Annotated in this window: 19 protein-coding genes; 7 read left to right on the top strand and 12 right to left on the bottom strand. The window is 65.8% G+C overall.

The window, feature by feature from the left end:
* Positions 1 to 3 precede the first annotated feature (3 nt).
* Positions 4 to 621, bottom strand: coding sequence for a ribonuclease D (locus BSL82_RS09030; protein ID WP_072597000.1), 618 nt, complete (start codon positions 619 to 621; stop codon positions 4 to 6).
* Positions 622 to 652: 31 nt separating this feature from the next.
* On the bottom strand, positions 653 to 1,411 hold the full coding sequence (locus BSL82_RS09025; RefSeq protein ID WP_072596999.1) for a TerC family protein: 759 nt from the start codon (positions 1,409 to 1,411) through the stop codon (positions 653 to 655).
* Between the two features lie 106 nt (positions 1,412 to 1,517).
* Between BSL82_RS09025 and BSL82_RS09020 the strand changes: the two genes are divergently transcribed.
* A complete protein-coding gene (locus BSL82_RS09020; RefSeq protein ID WP_072596998.1) occupies positions 1,518 to 1,889 on the top strand; it encodes a DUF4870 family protein in 372 nt (123 codons plus the stop codon).
* Between the two features lie 185 nt (positions 1,890 to 2,074).
* Entirely contained in the window at positions 2,075 to 2,857 is a 783-nt protein-coding gene (locus tag BSL82_RS21595; protein ID WP_072596997.1) for a cold-shock protein, read from the top strand.
* 64 nt (positions 2,858 to 2,921) lie between these two features.
* Here BSL82_RS21595 and BSL82_RS09010 read toward each other — a convergent pair whose 3' ends face one another.
* Entirely contained in the window at positions 2,922 to 3,602 is a 681-nt protein-coding gene (locus tag BSL82_RS09010; RefSeq protein ID WP_193408576.1) for a YiaD family glycine zipper/OmpA-like lipoprotein, read from the bottom strand.
* Positions 3,603 to 3,736: 134 nt separating this feature from the next.
* Here BSL82_RS09010 and BSL82_RS09005 point away from each other — a divergent pair, with 134 nt between their 5' ends.
* The gene (locus tag BSL82_RS09005) at positions 3,737 to 5,080 is read left to right on the top strand and encodes a hemolysin family protein (protein ID WP_072596996.1); all 1,344 of its coding nucleotides are present in this window, start codon (positions 3,737 to 3,739) and stop codon (positions 5,078 to 5,080) included.
* A gap of 35 nt (positions 5,081 to 5,115) precedes the next feature.
* Here the strand turns inward: BSL82_RS09005 and BSL82_RS09000 are convergent, their stop codons facing one another.
* Positions 5,116 to 5,841: a sugar transferase gene (locus BSL82_RS09000; protein WP_083579124.1), complete on the bottom strand. Its 726-nt coding sequence runs from the start codon at positions 5,839 to 5,841 to the stop codon at positions 5,116 to 5,118.
* A gap of 361 nt (positions 5,842 to 6,202) precedes the next feature.
* Entirely contained in the window at positions 6,203 to 8,404 is a 2,202-nt protein-coding gene (locus BSL82_RS08995) for a primosomal protein N' (RefSeq protein WP_072596995.1), read from the bottom strand.
* A gap of 76 nt (positions 8,405 to 8,480) precedes the next feature.
* On the opposite strand from BSL82_RS08995, the gene fsa reads away from it, so the two are divergent.
* The 3 genes from fsa to BSL82_RS08980 are packed head-to-tail and all read left to right on the top strand — an operon-like array spanning position 8,481 to position 10,672.
* Positions 8,481 to 9,134 carry a fructose-6-phosphate aldolase gene (fsa, locus tag BSL82_RS08990; RefSeq protein ID WP_072596994.1) on the top strand — a complete coding sequence of 218 codons (654 nt, stop codon included), beginning with the start codon at positions 8,481 to 8,483 and terminating at the stop codon, positions 9,132 to 9,134.
* A 57-nt stretch (positions 9,135 to 9,191) separates the two neighbouring features.
* A complete protein-coding gene (locus BSL82_RS08985) occupies positions 9,192 to 9,749 on the top strand; it encodes a DUF484 family protein (RefSeq protein ID WP_072596993.1) in 558 nt (185 codons plus the stop codon).
* Positions 9,734 to 10,672 carry a tyrosine recombinase XerC gene (locus BSL82_RS08980; protein WP_072596992.1) on the top strand — a complete coding sequence of 313 codons (939 nt, stop codon included), beginning with the start codon at positions 9,734 to 9,736 and terminating at the stop codon, positions 10,670 to 10,672. The genes BSL82_RS08985 and BSL82_RS08980 overlap by 16 nt, the downstream gene beginning before the upstream one ends.
* 9 nt (positions 10,673 to 10,681) lie before the next feature.
* On the opposite strand, the gene BSL82_RS08975 is transcribed toward BSL82_RS08980, so the two are convergent.
* Genes BSL82_RS08975 through rsmI form a run of 4 tightly spaced genes read right to left on the bottom strand, consistent with a single transcriptional unit; the run spans position 10,682 to position 13,499 of the window.
* Positions 10,682 to 11,302, bottom strand: a complete 621-nt coding sequence (locus BSL82_RS08975) for a DedA family protein (protein ID WP_072596991.1) — start codon at positions 11,300 to 11,302, stop codon at positions 10,682 to 10,684.
* The gene (gshB, locus tag BSL82_RS08970; protein ID WP_072596990.1) at positions 11,292 to 12,248 is read right to left on the bottom strand and encodes a glutathione synthase; all 957 of its coding nucleotides are present in this window, start codon (positions 12,246 to 12,248) and stop codon (positions 11,292 to 11,294) included. Before gshB ends, BSL82_RS08975 begins: the two co-directional genes overlap by 11 nt.
* A gap of 52 nt (positions 12,249 to 12,300) precedes the next feature.
* Complete coding sequence (locus BSL82_RS08965) at positions 12,301 to 12,609, bottom strand: YraN family protein (RefSeq protein WP_072598700.1); 309 nt, start codon at positions 12,607 to 12,609, stop codon at positions 12,301 to 12,303.
* A gap of 41 nt (positions 12,610 to 12,650) precedes the next feature.
* A complete protein-coding gene (rsmI, locus tag BSL82_RS08960) occupies positions 12,651 to 13,499 on the bottom strand; it encodes a 16S rRNA (cytidine(1402)-2'-O)-methyltransferase (RefSeq protein WP_072598699.1) in 849 nt (282 codons plus the stop codon).
* Between the two features lie 17 nt (positions 13,500 to 13,516).
* On the opposite strand from rsmI, the gene BSL82_RS08955 reads away from it, so the two are divergent.
* A complete protein-coding gene (locus tag BSL82_RS08955; RefSeq protein WP_072596989.1) occupies positions 13,517 to 14,758 on the top strand; it encodes a penicillin-binding protein activator in 1,242 nt (413 codons plus the stop codon).
* Here the strand turns inward: BSL82_RS08955 and hemW are convergent.
* From hemW to rph, 3 genes are read right to left on the bottom strand one after another with little or no spacing between them, the layout of a single operon-like run.
* Positions 14,751 to 15,950, bottom strand: a complete 1,200-nt coding sequence (gene hemW, locus BSL82_RS08950; RefSeq protein ID WP_226998409.1) for a radical SAM family heme chaperone HemW — start codon at positions 15,948 to 15,950, stop codon at positions 14,751 to 14,753. The two genes, BSL82_RS08955 and hemW, sit on opposite strands and share 8 nt — an antisense overlap.
* Positions 15,910 to 16,512, bottom strand: coding sequence for an RdgB/HAM1 family non-canonical purine NTP pyrophosphatase (gene rdgB / locus BSL82_RS08945; protein WP_072596988.1), 603 nt, complete (start codon positions 16,510 to 16,512; stop codon positions 15,910 to 15,912). The genes hemW and rdgB overlap by 41 nt, the downstream gene beginning before the upstream one ends.
* Positions 16,509 to 17,225 (bottom strand): ribonuclease PH, encoded by a 717-nt coding sequence (rph, locus tag BSL82_RS08940; protein WP_072596987.1) that lies wholly within the window; start codon positions 17,223 to 17,225, stop codon positions 16,509 to 16,511. The genes rdgB and rph overlap by 4 nt, the downstream gene beginning before the upstream one ends.
* Between the last annotated feature and the right edge of the window lie 44 nt (positions 17,226 to 17,269).

Here is a 17,269-nt window from a genome sequence, read left to right as displayed (position 1 = left end):
GGATCAGATGTGCGCGAAGATATCGGCTTCGGGCCAGCCGGCGAGGTCCAGCTCGGCGCGGGCGGGAAGGAAATCAAAACATGCCTGGGCCAGTCCGGCGCGATGCTCGCGGGCGAGCCTTTCGTCCAGCTTTTCCCTGAGGCGGTGAAGATAGCGGACGTCCGACGCCGCATAATCCTGTTGCGCTTCCGACAATTGCGGCGCGCCCCAGTCGGACGATTGCTGCTGCTTGGAAATCTCCGCGCCCACCAGTTCGCGCACCAGATCCTTCAGGCCGTGGCGGTCCGTGTAGGTTCGCACCAGCCGCGAGGCGATCTTGGTGCAATAGACGGGCGCGGCCACGACGCCGAGATAGGCCTTGATCGCGGCCAGATCGAAGCGCGCGAAATGATAGATCTTGAGCCGGGCCGGGTCGGCCAGCACCGCGCGCAGATTGGGCGCGGCGAAATCGCTTCCGGGTGAAAATCGGACGAGATGCTCGTCGCCATTGCCATCCGCGATCTGGACCAGGCACAGCCTGTCGCGGGGCGTGACGAGGCCCATGGTCTCGGTATCGACGGCGACCGGCCCGGGAGCAAGCACGTCCCCGGGCAGGTCTTCTTCATGGAAATATACGGTCATGCAGATCGCATAAGCCGCAAACGCTTAACGCTCAATGGCTGGACGCGCCTCTGCCTCGTTTTTCCCGCGCGCGGCGCGCGAAAATGTTGAGCGCCTCGACCCCGGCGGAAAAGGCCATGGCCGCGTAGACATAGCCCTTGGGCACATGGAAGCCGGTGCCTTCGGCGATCAGCGTCATGCCGATCATCAGCAGGAAGCCCAGCGCCAGCATGACGACGGTCGGGTTCTTCGCGATGAAATTCGCGAGCGGCGTGGCGGCGGTGAACATCACCGCGACGGCGACAAGCACCGCGATCACCATGATCGGCACATGGTCCGTCATGCCCACCGCCGTGATGATCGAATCGATCGAAAAGACGAGGTCCAGCAGGATGATCTGGAAGATCGCGGCGTTGAAGGTCAGCCCCGCCACCTTTTTGGTGTCGAACACATCCTCGTTCGGATCAAGATCGACGCTGTGATGGATCTCCTTAGTCGCCTTCCAGACAAGGAACAGTCCGCCCGCGATCAATATGATGTCGCGCCACGAGAACCCGTGGCCGAACAACTCGAACAGCGGTTTCGTCAGCGTGACGATGAACGCGACCAGCGACAAAAGGCCAAGCCGCATCAGCAGCGCCAGGCTGATGCCGATCTTGCGGGCGCGTTCGCGTACATTCTCGGGAAGCTTGTTGGTGAGGATCGAAATGAAGATGAGATTGTCGATTCCGAGCACGACCTCCATCGCGATCAGGGTCACGAGCGCAATCCAGGTGGCGGGTTGCATGAAAAGGGTGGCGAGATCTTCCATCGACGCAAGTCTCCATCTTCACTCGAAAGTGCGGGCTCCCGATTGCATTGGAGAAAGGATCGGCGCAAGCTCTTGCTGGAAAAAGACTTGTCCAATGGGGGATAGCATGACCGACAGCGTTCCGCCGCCCGCCACATCGACGAATGCGGGTTTCGACCTCAACCGGCCGACCATCGTCGCGCTGTTGTATCTGGCGAGCTTTCTCACCGGCATTACCGCCCTGATCGGGCTCGTCCTCGCCTATGTCTGGAAGAACGAGCCGCACGAGCCCTGGGAGCCGAGCCATTACAGCTTCCACATCCGCTCCTTCTGGTACGGTCTGCTGGGCGCGATCATCTGCGGCATATTGACGCTGATACTGATCGGCCTTCTCGGATATGTCCTCCTGGCGATCTGGCTGGTGGTGCGTACCGTGCTTGCCTTGCTGAAGGCGCAGCGCAAGGAAGCGATCCCCAATCCGGAGACGCTTTTCTGGTGATTTTCGCCGCCGGGACGTCCCTTCCGGGCGGTGTGGAAAGGTCTGTGAATAAGTTCTCGCAGCCTTGGACTTTTTAGGTTACGCTGGGATTCGGCTCGAAAAAGATTCGAGCAGGGTTGAGCGCGCGCGCCCGGCGCGGCAGTCTTCGTTAGACTTGGGGCGATATTTAGAGAGATTTCTACCACATGGGTTTTGATAGAGGGCGGCGCGGATCGCGCGGTAGTGACAAGCGTGATCGGTTCGGCGACGAAGGTGGTTTCGACAGCGGGCCCCGATTTGGCGGCGGCGGCAACTATGGCGGTGGCTATGGTGGTGGTGGCGGCGGTGGAAACTATGCGGGCGGCGGCAACTACGGTGGCGGCGGCGCGGGTGGTTTCGGCGGCGGTGGTGGCCGGCCTCGCGGTGGCGGCGGCTTCGGCGGCGGCGGTGGCGGCATGCCGGGCACCGTGATCGGCACCGGCAAGGGCACGGTCAAGTTCTTCAACCAGCAGAAGGGCTTCGGCTTCGTCGTCCGCGAGGATGGCGGAGAGGATGTCTTCGTCCACATTTCCGCAGTCGAGGCGGCCGGCCTGACCGGCCTCGCCGAAGGGCAGCCGCTTGAGTTTACCCTGAGCGAGCGCAACGGCCGCGTGTCGGCCATCGAACTGAAGATCGAGGGCGAACCGCTTCCCATCGAGGAGCGCCCGGCCGGACGCTTCGGCGACCGTGATCGCGGGGGCCCCGCCGGCGGCGGCGGCCATCAGCGGCAGACCACTGGCGAGCGCGTCGAGGGCACGGTGAAGTTCTTCAACGCGATGAAGGGTTTCGGCTTCATTCAGCGCGATGACGGCCAGCCCGATGCATTCGTCCATATCTCGGCGGTCGAGCGGGCCGGGCTGCAGGGCCTGGACGAGGGTCAGCGCCTCAGCTTCGAGCTGGAGATCGACCGGCGCGGCAAGATGGCGGCGACCAACCTTCAGGCGCTCTGATTTCCTGACTGACGATTGAAGAACGCCGTCGGCCGCATCTGCGACCGGCGGCGTTTTCATGTGCTCAGCCCTGGGTGTTGGTGTCGGCTACGGGCACCAGCTTGATTTCCACGCGCCGGTTCTGCGCGCGTCCGGCGTCCGTGTCGTTGGACGCAACCGGCTGCGTCTCGCCGAAGCCCTGGGTACCGATGCGGGCGCGCGCGACGCCATGGGTTGCAAGATAGCCTGCCACGCTTTCCGCCCGGTTGCGCGAAAGCGTCATGTTATAGGCGTCGGCCCCGGTCGAATCGGTATGACCGTAAACGTCCACATAGGTCTGGTTGTAGGAACCGAGCGTGCTGGCGATGTTGTCCAGCGTGGTGCGGAATTCCGGCTTGATCGAATAGCTGTCAGTATCAAATGTGATGCCCGACGGCATGTTCAGAAGCAGCTCGTCGCCCTGGCGGATGACCTCGACATCGGTCCCGGCCGTCTTTTCGCGAAGTTCCTTTTCCTGCTTGTCCATATAGGCGCCGATCGCCGTGCCAGCGATGGCCCCGATGCCCGCGCCGACGATCATTTCGGTCCGCTTGCTCTTGCCGCCGACGACCGCGCCGGCGCCGGTGCCCAGCGCCGCGCCCGCCAATGCGCCGATGCCGGCCTTTGAAAGCCGCCTGTTGCCCGTTTCCGGATTTGTCGTGCAGGCGGTCGTCGCGACCAGCGACAGCACGGCCGCGCTTGCGAGAACGCGCGAAGAAATGGACATTATCCTTGCTCCCATCGATTGATCCGGATGCGGTATGAACCGACCGCCACGGTATAAGTTCCATGACGGACATGAACCGAAAATGAGCAAGGGACTTGTTAAGGCGTTGCGTTTCGCTCTAATCCTTCGGCATCATGCCTGACCCTTCCAGTAGTCTCGCGCCATTTCCCTGGTTGGATGTGGCGGTGATCATCGGCCTTGTTTGCCTGAACGGCGTATTCGCAATGTCGGAGCTGGCGATCGTGTCGTCGAGGAAGGCCCGGCTGAAGGCGCTGGCGGCGGGGGGGCGCAAGGGTGCGCAGTCGGCGCTGCTGCTCTCGGCGGAACCCGGGCGGTTCCTGTCCACCGTCCAGATCGGCATTACGCTCGTCGGTATCGTCGCGGGGGCCTATTCCGGCGCCAGCCTCGGGCGTCCCGTGGGGGATCGCCTGCTGATGCTGGGCGTGCCGCCCGCCTGGGCGCATGAGGCTGGCTTCATCCTGGTGATCGCGCTCACCACCTATGCGTCGCTCATCATCGGGGAGCTGGTGCCGAAGCAGTTCGCGCTTCGCGCGCCGGAAGGGATCGCCTGCGTCGTGGCCGGTCCCATGAAGATGCTGGCGCGGGCAACGGCGCCGCTCGTGTGGCTGCTCGATCGGTCCAGCGCACTGATTTTTCACCTGCTCGGTATGCGCCGGGAATCCGAGAACCATGTCACTGCGGAGGAACTGCACCTCATCGTCGCCGAGGCGCAGAGCGCGGGCGTGATCGACGAAAGCGAGCGCGCGATGATCTCGTCGGTGATGCGGCTGGCGGACAGGCCGGTGCGCGGGCTGATGACACCGCGAACCGACGTCGACTGGCTCGATGTCGACGCCGATGAGGAGGAAATACGCGCGCGGCTGGTGGAAACGCCCCATACCCGGCTTCCGGTCGCCGAAGGATCCGTCGACGCCATCGTCGGCGTTGTGCAGGCGCGCGACCTGGTGGGGGTGTTGCTTGATCGCAAGCCCGTCGTGCTTCGTCAGCTGATGCGGCCCGCGCCCATCATACCCGACCGCATGGATGCGATGGACGCGCTTGCGGTCCTGCAGGGCGCTGCGGTGCCGATGGCGCTGGTCCATGACGAATATGGTCATTTTGAAGGAATGGTGACCCCGGCCGACCTGCTCGCCGCGATCGCCGGTGAATTCGCGTCGGACGCCGAGGCGGGGACCGATCCGCCGGCCGTCGAACGGGAAGACGGAAGCTGGCTGCTCTCCGGCTCGCTGTCGGCGGACGGAATGGCGGACCGGCTCGGCATTCGTCTGCCGTTTGAGCGCGATTATGAGACAACGGCCGGTTTCGCGCTTGCCCAGCTACGGCACCTGCCCGAGACAGGCGAAAGCTTTCAATATGGAAGCTGGAAGTTCGAGATCGTCGATATGGACGGACGCAAGATCGACAAGCTGCTCGCGCAGTGCACCACAGATCGGGTGGAGGAGCCGGACGAGGCGTAACCCGTTTCGTCCGGAGCCGGTGGTTGGCCCGTGCGTTACTTGTGCCCGAAGCCGCTCAGGATCACGCCTATCGTGCTGCGGACGATGGCCAGTTCGATCTTCCAGCTCGCATCGCGGATGTAGTTGAGATCATCGCCTACCTTGGTGGCGACGCTCCGCGCGCAGGCGGCATAGCCGCTGCGGACCTGGGCCAGACCGGTGATGCCGGGGCGCACCAAGTGCCGGTTCGAATAGTTGGGAATGTCGTGGCAGTAGACCACGGCATGGGGATAATAATCGGGGCGCGGGCCGATCAGGCTCATGTCGCCCCTCAGGATGTTCCAGAACTGAGGCAGTTCGTCGACGCGAAGCCTGCGCAGCAGGCTGCCGAGCCGGGTGATCCGCTCGCTTTCGATGCCATCATAGGGGCCGCGGTCGATGCGGTGGGCCTCGGTCATCGAGCGGAACTTGTAGGCGGTGAACGGCTTGCCGTGCATGCCCATGCGTTCCTGCCTGAAGAGCAGGCGACCGGGATTGAAGAGCGGGTTCAGGATGGCGATGACCATGGCGACCATGGCGACGAATGGAAGCGCGATCAGCGCGCTGCCGATGTCCACCGCCCGCTTCGATGCCCAGAAAATATGCGTCCCGCCAATGCTTTTTTCGTCGACCTTGGGCTTCGTCTCGATCTCGCGGTTCACCAACCAATCGAAATCGGGAGCCAGATCGTCCGCCGCCAATCCGGAGTCGCGGACATCGACGTAGCTATGTAGACCCCTCATATACGCAGCATACCCTTTGATCCAATTGTGACGTTTGAACCCTGCCGTCGCGGACCACGTTATTCTTACAAAATCTTCTGACCGAAAGCGTTCTACGGACATCTACTCTTGAGTGCTATTCACGCTCGCACATGCAACAATTTCCCCGCCCTGTCGTCTGTTGTCGACTAACGGTCCTAGATACGCAATGCTACAAAAAAATGGCGATCTGCGGCCAAATCCACGAGATCTGCGACAGAACAGATCGACGACGATGCGCGAGGCCGCGCCCTTTCCTTGTGCATCTGCGTTGCCTCAGTTCATGGCTTGCTATGACATTTTGGGTTAACAAAGGGTCAATTCTCGACCCGCGGCGCCGGCTTCAGACAAAGCTGTAGGGATCGACGTCGACAGCAACACGAACGCCTCGCGGCCATTCCAGTTCCCCAAGCCAGCCGCGGATCGCAGATTGAACATCGAGGTTGCGCGGGGCGTGAACGAGCAGCCGCTGGCGGTGCCGGCCGCGCAGCAGGGCCAGCGGCGCGGGAGCGGGACCAAGCACGGTCAGCCCCTCGATCCGGGGCGCGGCCGCGCCGATCATGCGCGCTGCCGCCGCCGCTTCCCGCTGGTCTTCCGATGAGACGATGATGCCCGCCAGCCGGCCATAGGGCGGCATCGCATGTCGTCTGCGGCTTTCGGTTTCGGCGGCGTAAAAGCCTTCGCTGTCGCCCGACACCAGCGCCTCGATGACCGGCGCTTCGGGCTGGTGGGTCTGAAGCAGCACGCGGCCGGGTTTCTGGCCCCGGCCCGCCCGTCCGGCCACCTGCTGGATCTGCTGAAAGGTCCGTTCGCTGGCCCGCAGGTCGCCTCCGCCGAGGCCGAGGTCGGCATCCACCACACCGACCAGCGTCAGGTCGGGAAAGTGATAGCCTTTCGTCACCAGTTGCGTGCCGATCAGAAGGTCGATTTCGTGCGCCTCGACGCTGCTGACGAGCGCGGCGGCCTTTGCCGGGGACCAGATCGTATCCGACGCGACGATCGCCGTTCGTGCGTCGGGAAGGATCGCGGCGATCTCGTCGGCGATCCGCTCCACCCCCGGCCCGCAGGCGACCAAGGTTCCCTCCGACTGGCATTCGGGGCAGGCGTCCGGCACCGGCATCGAATGACCGCACTGATGGCACTGGAGCCGGCGGAGCAGACGATGCTCCACCATCCACGCCGTGCAATTGGGGCATTCGATACGGTGTCCGCATGTCCGGCACAGCGTCAGCGGCGCATAGCCCCTGCGGTTCAGGAACAGCAGCGCCTGATCGCCCCGCCCGAGCGTCTCTTCCAGCGCGCGGACCAATGGCGGCGACAGCCAGCGTCCCGGCGGCGGCGGGAAGCGGCGCATGTCGACCGCCTCGATCGTCGGAAGCTCAGCCCCGCCATAGCGGGACGGCAGTTCCAGATGGGCATAGCGGCCGCGTTCCACCTGCACCCGCGTTTCGATGGCGGGCGTCGCGGTTGCAAGGACGACGGGCACATTTTGCAGCTGCGCGCGCATCACCGCCACATCCCGGGCGTGATACATCACCCCCTCTTCCTGCTTGAAGCTGGTCTCATGCGCCTCGTCGACCACGATCAGGCGAAGGTCGGGATAGGGGAGGAACAGAGCGGAGCGCGCGCCCACCATCACCCGCGCCTCGCCGCTTGCGGCCGCCCGCCACGCGCGGCGGCGCTCGGTGGAGCGCAGGTCCGAATGCCAGGCGACGGGCGGTGCGCCGAACCGCGCTTCGAACCTGCGCAGCCATGGCTCGGTGAGCGCGATTTCGGGCACCAGCACCAGCGCCTGCCCGCCCTTCTCCACGGCCTCGGCGATCGCTTCGAAATAGACCTCGGTCTTGCCCGATCCGGTCACCCCGTCCAGCAGATAGGGCTGGAACCCGCGCGCCGCCACGGCGTGGCGCAGGGTTGCCGCCGCGCTCGCCTGTCCGCTCTCCAGCAGGGGCGGCGCATGGCCCGGATCGGGCGGCGGAAAGCGTGTATCCAGGGCCACTTCCACCGCCTCGATCGCACCCGCCTTGACCAGCCCGCGAATGACGGAGTCCGAAACCTCGGCCGCCGTCGCAAGCTCGCGCACCAGGCCCTGCCGGCCCTGCAGCCGCTCCAGCGCCTGCGCGCGCTGCGGCGTCAGTCTTTCAGGAATCACGCCCGTCACGCGATATTCGATGCTCGTCCGCCCGCCGTCGAGCGCGGACGCCGACGCCAGCACCATTCGCAGAACGGCCGCATGGGGGGCGAGGTAATAGTCCGCCACCCATTCGACGAGGCGGCGGACCGGCGCCGGCAGCGGGGGCAGATCATAGACGCCCGCCACCGGGCGCAGCCTTGCGTCGTCAACCTCAGTTGCGGGCAGTCGATCCGCCTCCCACACCACCCCCGTGATCAGCCGTGGCCCGAGCGGCACCTGGACGATCTGGCCCGGCTCCAGCCGCCTGCCGCCGGGCGTCGCATAGTCCAGTGGCCCAAGCCCCTGCTGGAGGACGATGACTCGAACGCGGGATCGCTGGCCCGGGCGGCCGGAGGACGTGTCACGGGACATGGCGCTCTTATAGGAATCGCATGTGCCAAGCGCGAGGGGTATAGAGCGGCCGAATCAAATCCCACGGAGCCGCGCCATGAAGTTTTTCGTCGACACCGCCGATGTGAAGGAAATCGCCGAACTTGCGCAGACCGGCCTGCTCGACGGCGTGACGACCAACCCCAGCCTGATCCACAAGTCGGGCCGCAACTTCCTGGAAGTGGTGAAGGAGATCGCGGGCATCGTCGATGGTCCCGTCTCGGCTGAAGTGGTCGCCACCGAATTTGATGAAATGATGCGCGAGGCCGATGTCGTGCGCGCGCTTGCGCCCAATATCGCTGTCAAGCTGCCGCTGACGATGGACGGGCTCAAGGCCTGCAAGCGGCTGACCGACGACGGGACGCTGGTCAACGTCACGCTTTGCTTCAGCGCCAATCAGGCGCTGCTCGCGGCGAAGGCGGGCGCAAGCTTCATCTCGCCCTTCGTCGGGCGTCACGACGACGTGGGCTTTGATGGCATGGCGCTGATCGAGGACATTCGCCTCATCTACGACAATTATGATTTCGAGACGGAGATTCTGGTGGCGAGCGTCCGTCACCCGATCCATGTCCTGGAAAGCGCGCGCATCGGCGCGGATGTGATGACCGCGCCGCCCGCCGTCATCAAGGCGCTGTTCAACCACCCGCTGACCGAAAAGGGCCTCGCCGCCTTTCTGGCGGACTGGGAAAAGACCGGCCAGATCATCGGCTGAAGCGGCCGGCGACTTTTACCCATCGTCTCTTAACCATTTCTCGGTTAGCTTTGCCGGATGGGCGATGTGGTCAACTTTCGCGATAACGCGCTGATCGAACTGCGCGGCCGCGTTGCGGCGCTGGGCGAGGCGAACGCCGATCTGGTGGCGTTCGCGCGCGGGCATTCGGGCGCGGTGGCGCAAATCCATGCGGCGGCGCTGTCCGCGCTGGATGCCGAGGGGCTGGATCATCTCATCCACATCATCACCCAGGACTGGCCCGACAGCCTTGGTCTTGACGCCGTGGTCATCGCCTTGTCGGCCGGGGAACGCGCCGTCCGCGCGGGCACCAGCGGCGTGCAGATGGTCGCGCCCGCCTATATCGACGTGGCGGTGGCCGGCCCGCCTGTTGTGATGCGCAGCGTGGAACAGGGAGATGGCGTGTTCGGCCCCGCGTCCGAACTGATCCGCGCGGAGGCGCTGATCCGGCTCGATCTTCCGCCGCCCTTGGGCACCGGGCTGCTTGCGCTCGGCTCGCGCGAGGCGCACGCCTTTGAAAGCGGCCATGGGTCAGAGCTTCTCGCCTTTCTTGGCGGTGTCGTGTCTCGCGCGATAAGCCGGTGGCTGCTGGACTGACGCTCGGCCAATCGCAGGGCGCGCGCGCGCTCGCCGCGCGCTGGGAGCAGTGGCTCGCGGCCAATCGCCGCAGGTCGGCACATACCGTCCGCGCCTATGTGGCGGCGGTGCATCGGCTGATCGCCTTTCTTGAGCAGCACCGGGGGGAGGCGATCTCGCCCTCCACCTTCGCCGATGTGAAGCTGCAGGACATTCGCGCCTTTCTGGGCCAAAGACGTGTCGGTGGTCTCGCCAACGCCTCGGCATCGCGGGAATTGTCGGCGGTGCGCGCCTTCTTCGGCTGGCTTGCGGAAGAGGGGCTGGCGTCGCAGGGCGTGCTCGACGGGCTTCGCAGCCCCCGCGTGGCGAGGCGGGTGCCGCGTCCGATCGCACCCGCCGACGCAATCGAACTCGCCGATGAGGCAGGCAATGCTGCGTCGGCGCCATGGATCGCGGCGCGCGATACTGCCGTGCTGCTACTCCTTTACGGCTCGGGCCTGCGCATTTCCGAAGCGTTGTCGCTGAGCGGCGCTGCCCTGCCGCTGGGCGAGGTTCTGACGGTCACCGGCAAGCGCGCGAAGACCCGGCTCGTCCCGCTGCTGGAGCCGGTGCGCGATGCTGTGGAAGACTATGTCCGGCAGAGCCCGTGGCCTGTCACCCGCGGCGAGCCATTGTTCCGGGGCGTGCGCGGTGGCCCATTGTCGGCCGATCTGGTGCGGCGCGCGGTCCGTGCCGCCCGCGTGCGGCTGGGCCTGCCCGACAGCGCGACTCCGCACGCGCTTCGCCACAGCTTTGCGACGCATCTGCTGGCGCGTGGGGCCGATCTGCGTTCGCTGCAGGAACTGCTGGGCCATGCCAGCCTCAGTTCCACCCAGGTTTACACCGCCGTCGATGCGGCGCATCTGCTGGACGTCTATCGCAACGCCCATCCGCGATCGGGCTGAAGCCGGGCTTTATCCCCTGCGCCTGAAGCGGTGCTTGATGTTCCAGGTGGCGACGCGCCAGAGATACCAGGCGACCAGCGTCACGATGATCGCATTGGACGCCGGGCTGATCCACTCGTCCACCTGCTGATAATTCTGCCCAAGCTGATAGCCGGCCGTCGCGAGCAGCGTGGTCCAGATGGCGGTGCCGAGCGTCGACCAGAAAACGAAGCGTGAAAAGCTCATCTTCAGCAGGCCGGCCGGCACCGACACCAGCGAGCGCACGGTCGGGACGATCCGCCCCAGAAACACGAATGCCGCGCCAAAGCGGTCGAACCATCGCTGGCCGCGCTGGATCTCGTCCCAGGTCATGGTGATCCACCGCCCCCAGCGCTCGACCCATGGCTTGATCCGGTCCAGCCCCAATGCGCGGGCCAGCAGATACCAGAAGGTGTTGCCCAGCATCGCGCCCGCCGTGCCCGCCCCGATCACGCCCGGCAGCGTCAGTTCGCCCTGCGCCGCCTGCAGCCCTGCAAGCGACATGATGATCTCCGATGGAATCGGCGGAAAGACGGTTTCGGCGAACATCAGGAAGCCGACGCCCAGATAGCCTGAATCCTCGATGGTGCGGACAACCCATTCAGCGGCCATGAGACGCAGCCTTTCTTTCAATCGCTTCCCAGATCAGCGCGGGCGTGTCGGTTCCGTTGAACTTGTCGATCGCGACGATGCCGGTGGGCGAAGTGACGTTGATCTCGGTCAGATAGCCCGCGATCACGTCGATCCCGACGAAAACCAGACCGCGCCGGGCGAGTTCCGGGCCAATGGCGGCGCAAATCTCTTCCTCGCGGGGGGTGAGGGCGGTCGCCTCCCCCTTGCCGCCGACGGCAAGGTTCGAACGGATTTCGCCCGCCTTCGGCAGCCGGTTGACACCGCCCGTCGCCACGCCATCCACCAGCACGATCCTTTTGTCGCCCAGCGCCACGTCGGGCAGGAACTTCTGGACCATGAAGGGTTCGCGCCAGACCTGTCCGAACAGCTCCACCAGCGCAGCCAGATTGGCGTCCTTGCGCCCTATGTGGAACACGGCGGAACCGGCGTTGCCGTAAAGCGGCTTCACCACCACCTCGCCATGTTCGGCATGAAAGTCGCGGGCATCCTCCAGCCTGCGGGTGACGAGGGTAGGGGGCATGAACTGCTGGAAATCGAGGACGAAGAGCTTTTCCGGCGCATTGCGGACGGCGGCGGGGTCGTTCACCACCAGCGTCCTGTCCTGCACCCGCTCCAAGAGATGCGTGGCCGTGATATAGGCCAGGTCGAACGGCGGGTCCTGACGCATCAGCACCACGTCCACATCCTCGCGCAGGTCCAGCGTCACCCGCTCGCCGAAGCTGAAATGGCCCCCTTCCACCCGTTGCACCGTCACCGGCCGGGCAGGCGTGGAGACAGTCCCCTCGCGATAGCTCAGATCGCCGGGGACATAGTGATAAAGGCTGTGCCCGCGCGCCTGCGCCGACAGCATGATCGCAAAGGTGGAATCCCCGGCGATATTGATCGTTTCCAGCGGGTCCATCTGAACCGCAACACGCAAGCCCACGGCAGTCTCCCTGATCGCGCTCACCACCCGTTAGGCGAGTGTGCGGCCAATGTCACCCGTGCCAGATGTTGATGACATGGCGGGGAAAGCGCCCGTTCACGATCAGGATCGCGTCGATGCGAATCTCGTCGTCCGGCCGGGCATAGCGCGGCGCCAGCATCCCGGCTGCCGCGACCACCCTGCGCAGCGCGCGTTCTTCCACCGCCCAGGCGGCCGATGTGCGGTCGGCGCGCCGCTTGACCTCGACAAAGGCGACGGTGCGGCCGCGCCGCGCGATCAGGTCTATCTCGCCCCGCGCGCAGCGCACCCGCTGCCCCAATATGCGATAGCCCTTGAGGCGGAGCCACCATGCGGCGAGCATTTCGGCCCGTCGTCCTCGCGCTTCGCGACCGGCGCGATCGGTCAATTCTTCCTGTCTTTCAGCAGCAGCGCGCGCTCATAGACCTGCTTGCGCGGCAGGTTCAGGCTTTCTGCCACCGCCGCCGCGGCGTCCTTGACGCTGAGCGTGGCGAGCCGGTCGAGCAGCAGCGCATCCAGATCATCCGCCGATGGAGGCGGCGCCTCCGCCGGCGGGCCGACGACCAGCACGATCTCCCCCTTCGGCTGGCTTTCGGCATAGCGGATCGCAAGCTCGCCCAGCCGTCCGGTGACCACCTCCTCGAACTTCTTGGTCAGCTCGCGCGTGACCGCGGCCTCGCGGTCGCCGAGCACGGTTGCCATCGCGGCGAGCGTCGCCGCCAGCCGGTGCGGGCTTTCATAGAAGATCAGCGTCGCCCGGATGCCTGCAAGTTCGGCCAGTTCGGTCTCCCGCGCGAGCGCCTTTGCAGGCAGGAATCCGGCGAACATGAAGCGGTCGGTCGGCAGACCCGCCACGGTCAGCGCAGCGATGGCGGCGCAGGGGCCGGAGATCGTCGTCACATAATGGCCGGCGGCGCGCGCCTCGCGGACCAGCTTGAAGCCGGGATCGGAAATCAGGGGCGTTCCCGCATCCGATACCAGGGCGATCGCTTCGCTCGACAGGCGGTTCAGCAACTCCGGCCGCATCTGATCGGCATTGTGATCGTGATAGGGGATCATCGGCCGCTTCGCCCCGATGTGGCGCATCAGCGTTGCGGTGACCCGGCTGTCCTCCACCGCGATTGCGCTCGCCCGTGCCAGAATATCGGCGGCGCGCGGGGAAAGCTCCCCCAGGTTGCCGATCGGGGTTGCGACAATGTAGAGACCGGGCTTTAGGTCGGATGTCTGACTCATAAAAAGGCAATTCATTGATGGCGCAGCCGCAACGTATACGGCAATGGCTCTCTGCCCGGACGATAGCAACCCTTGCTGTGATTTCGATCCTTGCGGCATGTACGCCCGGCGGACGTGACGCAAGGCCGGGACAGGCGGGGCCGCCCAAGCCGGTGGAAAAGCCGACCGGGCCGGACGAGGCCGATCGCCAGAAGGTCGCCGTGCTGGTGCCGACGACCGGACCCAATGCGGCGCTTGGCCAGTCGATCGCGAACGCGGCCAATCTGGCGCTGCTCGATTCCGGCAACCGCCGGGTCCGGTTGACGGTCTATAACACGGCGGGCGGGGCTGCGGCTGCCGCCCAGCGTGCGCTCGCGGAGGGCAACAGGCTGTTCCTGGGGCCGCTCCTCGCGCCGGATGTGCGGGCGATCCAGGGCATGAGCCGGGCGGCCAATGTGCCGATCCTCACTTTTTCCAACGATGCATCGCTGGCTGGCGGCGGCACCTATGTGCTTGGTTTCCAGGTCGATCAGTCGGTCGAACGGGTGGTTTCCTTCGCGCAGGGTCGCGGTGTCGATCGCTTCGCCGCGCTCGTCCCGGCCGGGGCCTATGGCCAACGCGCCTCCAGCGCCATGATCGATGCGGTCGAGAAAAGCGGCGGCCGCATGACGGCGATCGCGACCTTCACCCGCGACACGCGCTCGCTCACCAGCGCCGTTCGCAAGCTGACGGGGGCCGATGCGCCCGCCGCGCGCGCAAGGGTGCGCCCCGATGGGACGGTGGCGCGCGTCGCTCCCGAAACCAAAGGCGTCCCGTTCGACGCCGTTCTGGTCGCCGACAGCGGCAAGATCGCCTTGGCGGCGCTGCCGGTGTTGCAGAAGAATGGGGCGCGCGGCGTTCGCCTGCTCGGCACCGAACTGTGGAACACGGAGCCGGGGCTTTCCCGGGTGCCGGCCATGCATGGCGCGTGGTTCGCGTCGGTGCCGGACGACTATTTCCGGCAGTTCGCGTCGCGCTATCGCTCGCGCTTCGGCGGTGAGCCCTATCGGTTGGCGAGCCTTGGCTATGACAGCGTGCTGCTGGTGAACCGGGTTGCGGCAAAATGGCAGGCCGGCGCGCCGTTCCCGCAGGCGGCGCTGCGCGACAGCGGCGGTTTTGCGGGCGTGGACGGCGCGTTCCGCTTCGGCGGATCGGGGGTCGCGCTCCGCGCGCTTGAAGTGCAGCAGGTGGGGGCAGGCGGGTTCAACGTGGTTTCGCCCGCTCCGGCCAGCTTCAAGTGATTTCGCGGTCGCTGACCAGTTCGGCGATCAGCGCGTTCAGCACCAGCATACCGGCGGGCGTGGCCTTGAGCCGCGCCTGACCCCCATCGATAAGGCCATGCGCCGCCAGCCGCGCGCGCGCATCCCCGGCGATCAGCCGGTCGAGCGCTACTCCGGTGCGGTGCTCGAACAGCAGGGGATCGATGCCGTCGGCCAGTCGCAGCCCCATCAACAGGGCCTCGCGAGCGCGGTCGGCGGGCGTCAGCGGGCTTTCCTCCACCAGCCCATGACCTTGCGAGGCCACGGCATTTATCCAGTTCTCGGGCTTGCGGTGGCGGACGGTTGCCGATCCGCGCCGCCGCCCATGCGCGCCGGGGCCGATGCCCGCATAGTCGCCATAGCGCCAATAGGTCAGGTTGTGGCGACTCTCCTCGCCCGGCCGCGCGTGGTTGGACACCTCATAGGCGGGCAGCCCGGCCGCCGCCGTCAGTTCCTGTGTCAGGGTTAAGAGGTCGGCCGCGTCATCGTCGCAGGGGATCGTCAGTTCTCCCCTGGATGCAAGGGTGGCGAAGCGGGTGCCCGGCTCTATCGTCAACTGGTAGAGCGAAAGATGGCTTGAGCCGAAACCAAGCGCGCGGTTCAGTTCCGCCCGCCATTCCGCCTGCGTCTGGCCGGGGCGGGCATAGATCAGGTCAAAGCTCACCCGGTCGAACGCGGATTGCGCGACATCCAGCGCCTTCAGCCCTTCGGCGACATCATGCGCCCGGCCAAGGAAGCGCAGCGCCTCATCGTCCAGCGCCTGAAGGCCCAGCGAAGCGCGGTTCACCCCGGCGGCCGCAAAGGCGCGGAAGTTGGACGCCTCGACGCTCGATGGATTTGCCTCCAGCGTGATCTCCAGTTCGGGACCGGCCTGCCAATGACCTGCCGCTGCATCGATCAGGGCTTCGGCGATGGAGGGGGGCATCAGCGACGGCGTGCCCCCGCCGAAGAAGATCGAGCCTAGCCTTCGGCCGGGAAGAAGCGCCGCCTCATGCGCCAGATCGGCGAGCAGCGCCTTGCGCCACCCGGCCATGTCCACCTCGGCCCGGACATGGCTGTTGAAGTCGCAATAGGGGCATTTGGAGACGCAGAACGGCCAGTGGACATAGAGCGCGAGCGGCTCCTGCGCCTGCTCAGAAGCAGGCGGCGACAAGCTGGCGGAAAGCGTCGGCACGGTGGCTCATCGCATGTTTTTCGTCCGGCTCGATCTCGCCGAACGTCTGGTTACGGCCGATCGGCTGAAAGATCGGATCATAGCCGAAGCCCTTCGTCCCGCGCGGCGGCCAGACGATCAGTCCGTCTACGCGGCCTTCAAAGCTTTCGATATGGCCGTCGGGCCAGGCCAGCGACAGCGCGCAGATGAAATGGGCGTCATGCCCGGCGTCCGGCCCCGCCTTTTCCATCGCTTCATGCACCAGCCGCATGGCCATGCCGAAGTCCTTGTCCTCGCCCGCCCAGCGCGCTGAGAATATCCCCGGTTCGCCGCGCAGCGCTTCCACGCACAGGCCGCTGTCGTCGGCAAGCGCGGGCAGGCCGGACAGGTCCGCCGCCTCGCGCGCCTTCAGCTCGGCATTGGCGATGAAGCTCGTTCCCGTCTCGGGCGGCTCGGGAAGGCCAAGCGCGCCGGCCGACACCGTTTCGATGCCGAACGGAGCAAGGAGGTCGCCGATCTCGCGCACCTTGCCCTGGTTGTGGCTGGCGATCACCAGCCTGCCGGGGGCGAGCTTGCGGGTCACGCCACCGCCTTCAACTGCGCTTCAAAGATATTGGCGCAGCCGATCCGCGCCAGACGCAGCAGGCGCAGCAGTTCTTCCTCGCTGAACGGCGCGCCTTCGGCCGTCGCCTGCACCTCGACGATGCCGCCATTGCCGGTGAGGACGAAATTGCCGTCGGTGTGCGCTGCCGAATCCTCCACATAATCGAGGTCCAGCACCGGCGCGCCCTCATGAATGCCGCAGGAAATGGCGGCCACCTGCGTGGTCAGCGGGTCGCGCTCGAACACCGCGCCATTGGCCTTCAGCTTTTCGATCGCGAGCTTCAGCGCCACCCATGCGCCGGAAATGGAGGCGGTGCGCGTGCCGCCATCGGCCTGGATCACGTCGCAGTCGACCGTGATCTGACGCTCACCAAGCGCTTCAAGATCGACGACGGCGCGCAGCGAGCGGCCGATCAGCCGCTGGATTTCCTGCGTCCGGCCCGATTGCTTGCCCTTGGCCGCCTCGCGATTGCCGCGCGTGTGGGTGGCGCGGGGCAGCATGCCATATTCGGCCGTCACCCAGCCCTGGCCCTTGCCGCGCAGCCAGGGCGGCAGCCGCTCCTCCACGCTTGCATTGCACAGCACATGCGTGTCGCCGAACTTGATGAGGCACGAGCCTTCGGCATGGCGGGTGAAACCGGGGATCATTTCGATCACCCGCATCTGGTCTGGCGAACGGCCTGACGGACGCATGAACGCTCCTGTTTTTCGAGATACGGCACAGCGTCTAGCCGTGG

It is taken from the genome of Tardibacter chloracetimidivorans (assembly GCF_001890385.1).
Taxonomy (GTDB): Bacteria; Pseudomonadota; Alphaproteobacteria; order Sphingomonadales; family Sphingomonadaceae; genus Tardibacter; species Tardibacter chloracetimidivorans.
Note: the sequence above shows the minus strand (reverse complement) of the source record. Positions and strands in the feature narration are given on the sequence as shown.

Bases quoted from the DNA above. Each gene is read 5' to 3' on its own strand.
- BSL82_RS08965 (WP_072598700.1), bottom strand. From the start codon at position 12,609: ATGCTCGCCGCATGGTGGCTCCGCCTCAAGGGCTATCGCATATTGGGG.
- fsa (WP_072596994.1), top strand. From the start codon at position 8,481: ATGAAGTTTTTCGTCGACACCGCCGATGTGAAGGAAATCGCCGAACTT.
- BSL82_RS08955 (WP_072596989.1), top strand. From the start codon at position 13,517: ATGGCGCAGCCGCAACGTATACGGCAATGGCTCTCTGCCCGGACGATA.
- BSL82_RS08985 (WP_072596993.1), top strand. From the start codon at position 9,192: ATGGGCGATGTGGTCAACTTTCGCGATAACGCGCTGATCGAACTGCGC.
- rsmI (WP_072598699.1), bottom strand. From the start codon at position 13,499: ATGAGTCAGACATCCGACCTAAAGCCCGGTCTCTACATTGTCGCAACC.
- BSL82_RS08975 (WP_072596991.1), bottom strand. From the start codon at position 11,302: ATGGCCGCTGAATGGGTTGTCCGCACCATCGAGGATTCAGGCTATCTG.
- BSL82_RS09030 (WP_072597000.1), bottom strand. From the start codon at position 621: ATGACCGTATATTTCCATGAAGAAGACCTGCCCGGGGACGTGCTTGCT.
- BSL82_RS09025 (WP_072596999.1), bottom strand. From the start codon at position 1,411: ATGGAAGATCTCGCCACCCTTTTCATGCAACCCGCCACCTGGATTGCG.
- BSL82_RS21595 (WP_072596997.1), top strand. From the start codon at position 2,075: ATGGGTTTTGATAGAGGGCGGCGCGGATCGCGCGGTAGTGACAAGCGT.
- BSL82_RS08995 (WP_072596995.1), bottom strand. From the start codon at position 8,404: ATGTCCCGTGACACGTCCTCCGGCCGCCCGGGCCAGCGATCCCGCGTT.
- BSL82_RS09000 (WP_083579124.1), bottom strand. From the start codon at position 5,841: ATGAGGGGTCTACATAGCTACGTCGATGTCCGCGACTCCGGATTGGCG.
- BSL82_RS09020 (WP_072596998.1), top strand. From the start codon at position 1,518: ATGACCGACAGCGTTCCGCCGCCCGCCACATCGACGAATGCGGGTTTC.
- rph (WP_072596987.1), bottom strand. From the start codon at position 17,225: ATGCGTCCGTCAGGCCGTTCGCCAGACCAGATGCGGGTGATCGAAATG.
- BSL82_RS09010 (WP_193408576.1), bottom strand. From the start codon at position 3,602: ATGTCCATTTCTTCGCGCGTTCTCGCAAGCGCGGCCGTGCTGTCGCTG.
- BSL82_RS09005 (WP_072596996.1), top strand. From the start codon at position 3,737: ATGCCTGACCCTTCCAGTAGTCTCGCGCCATTTCCCTGGTTGGATGTG.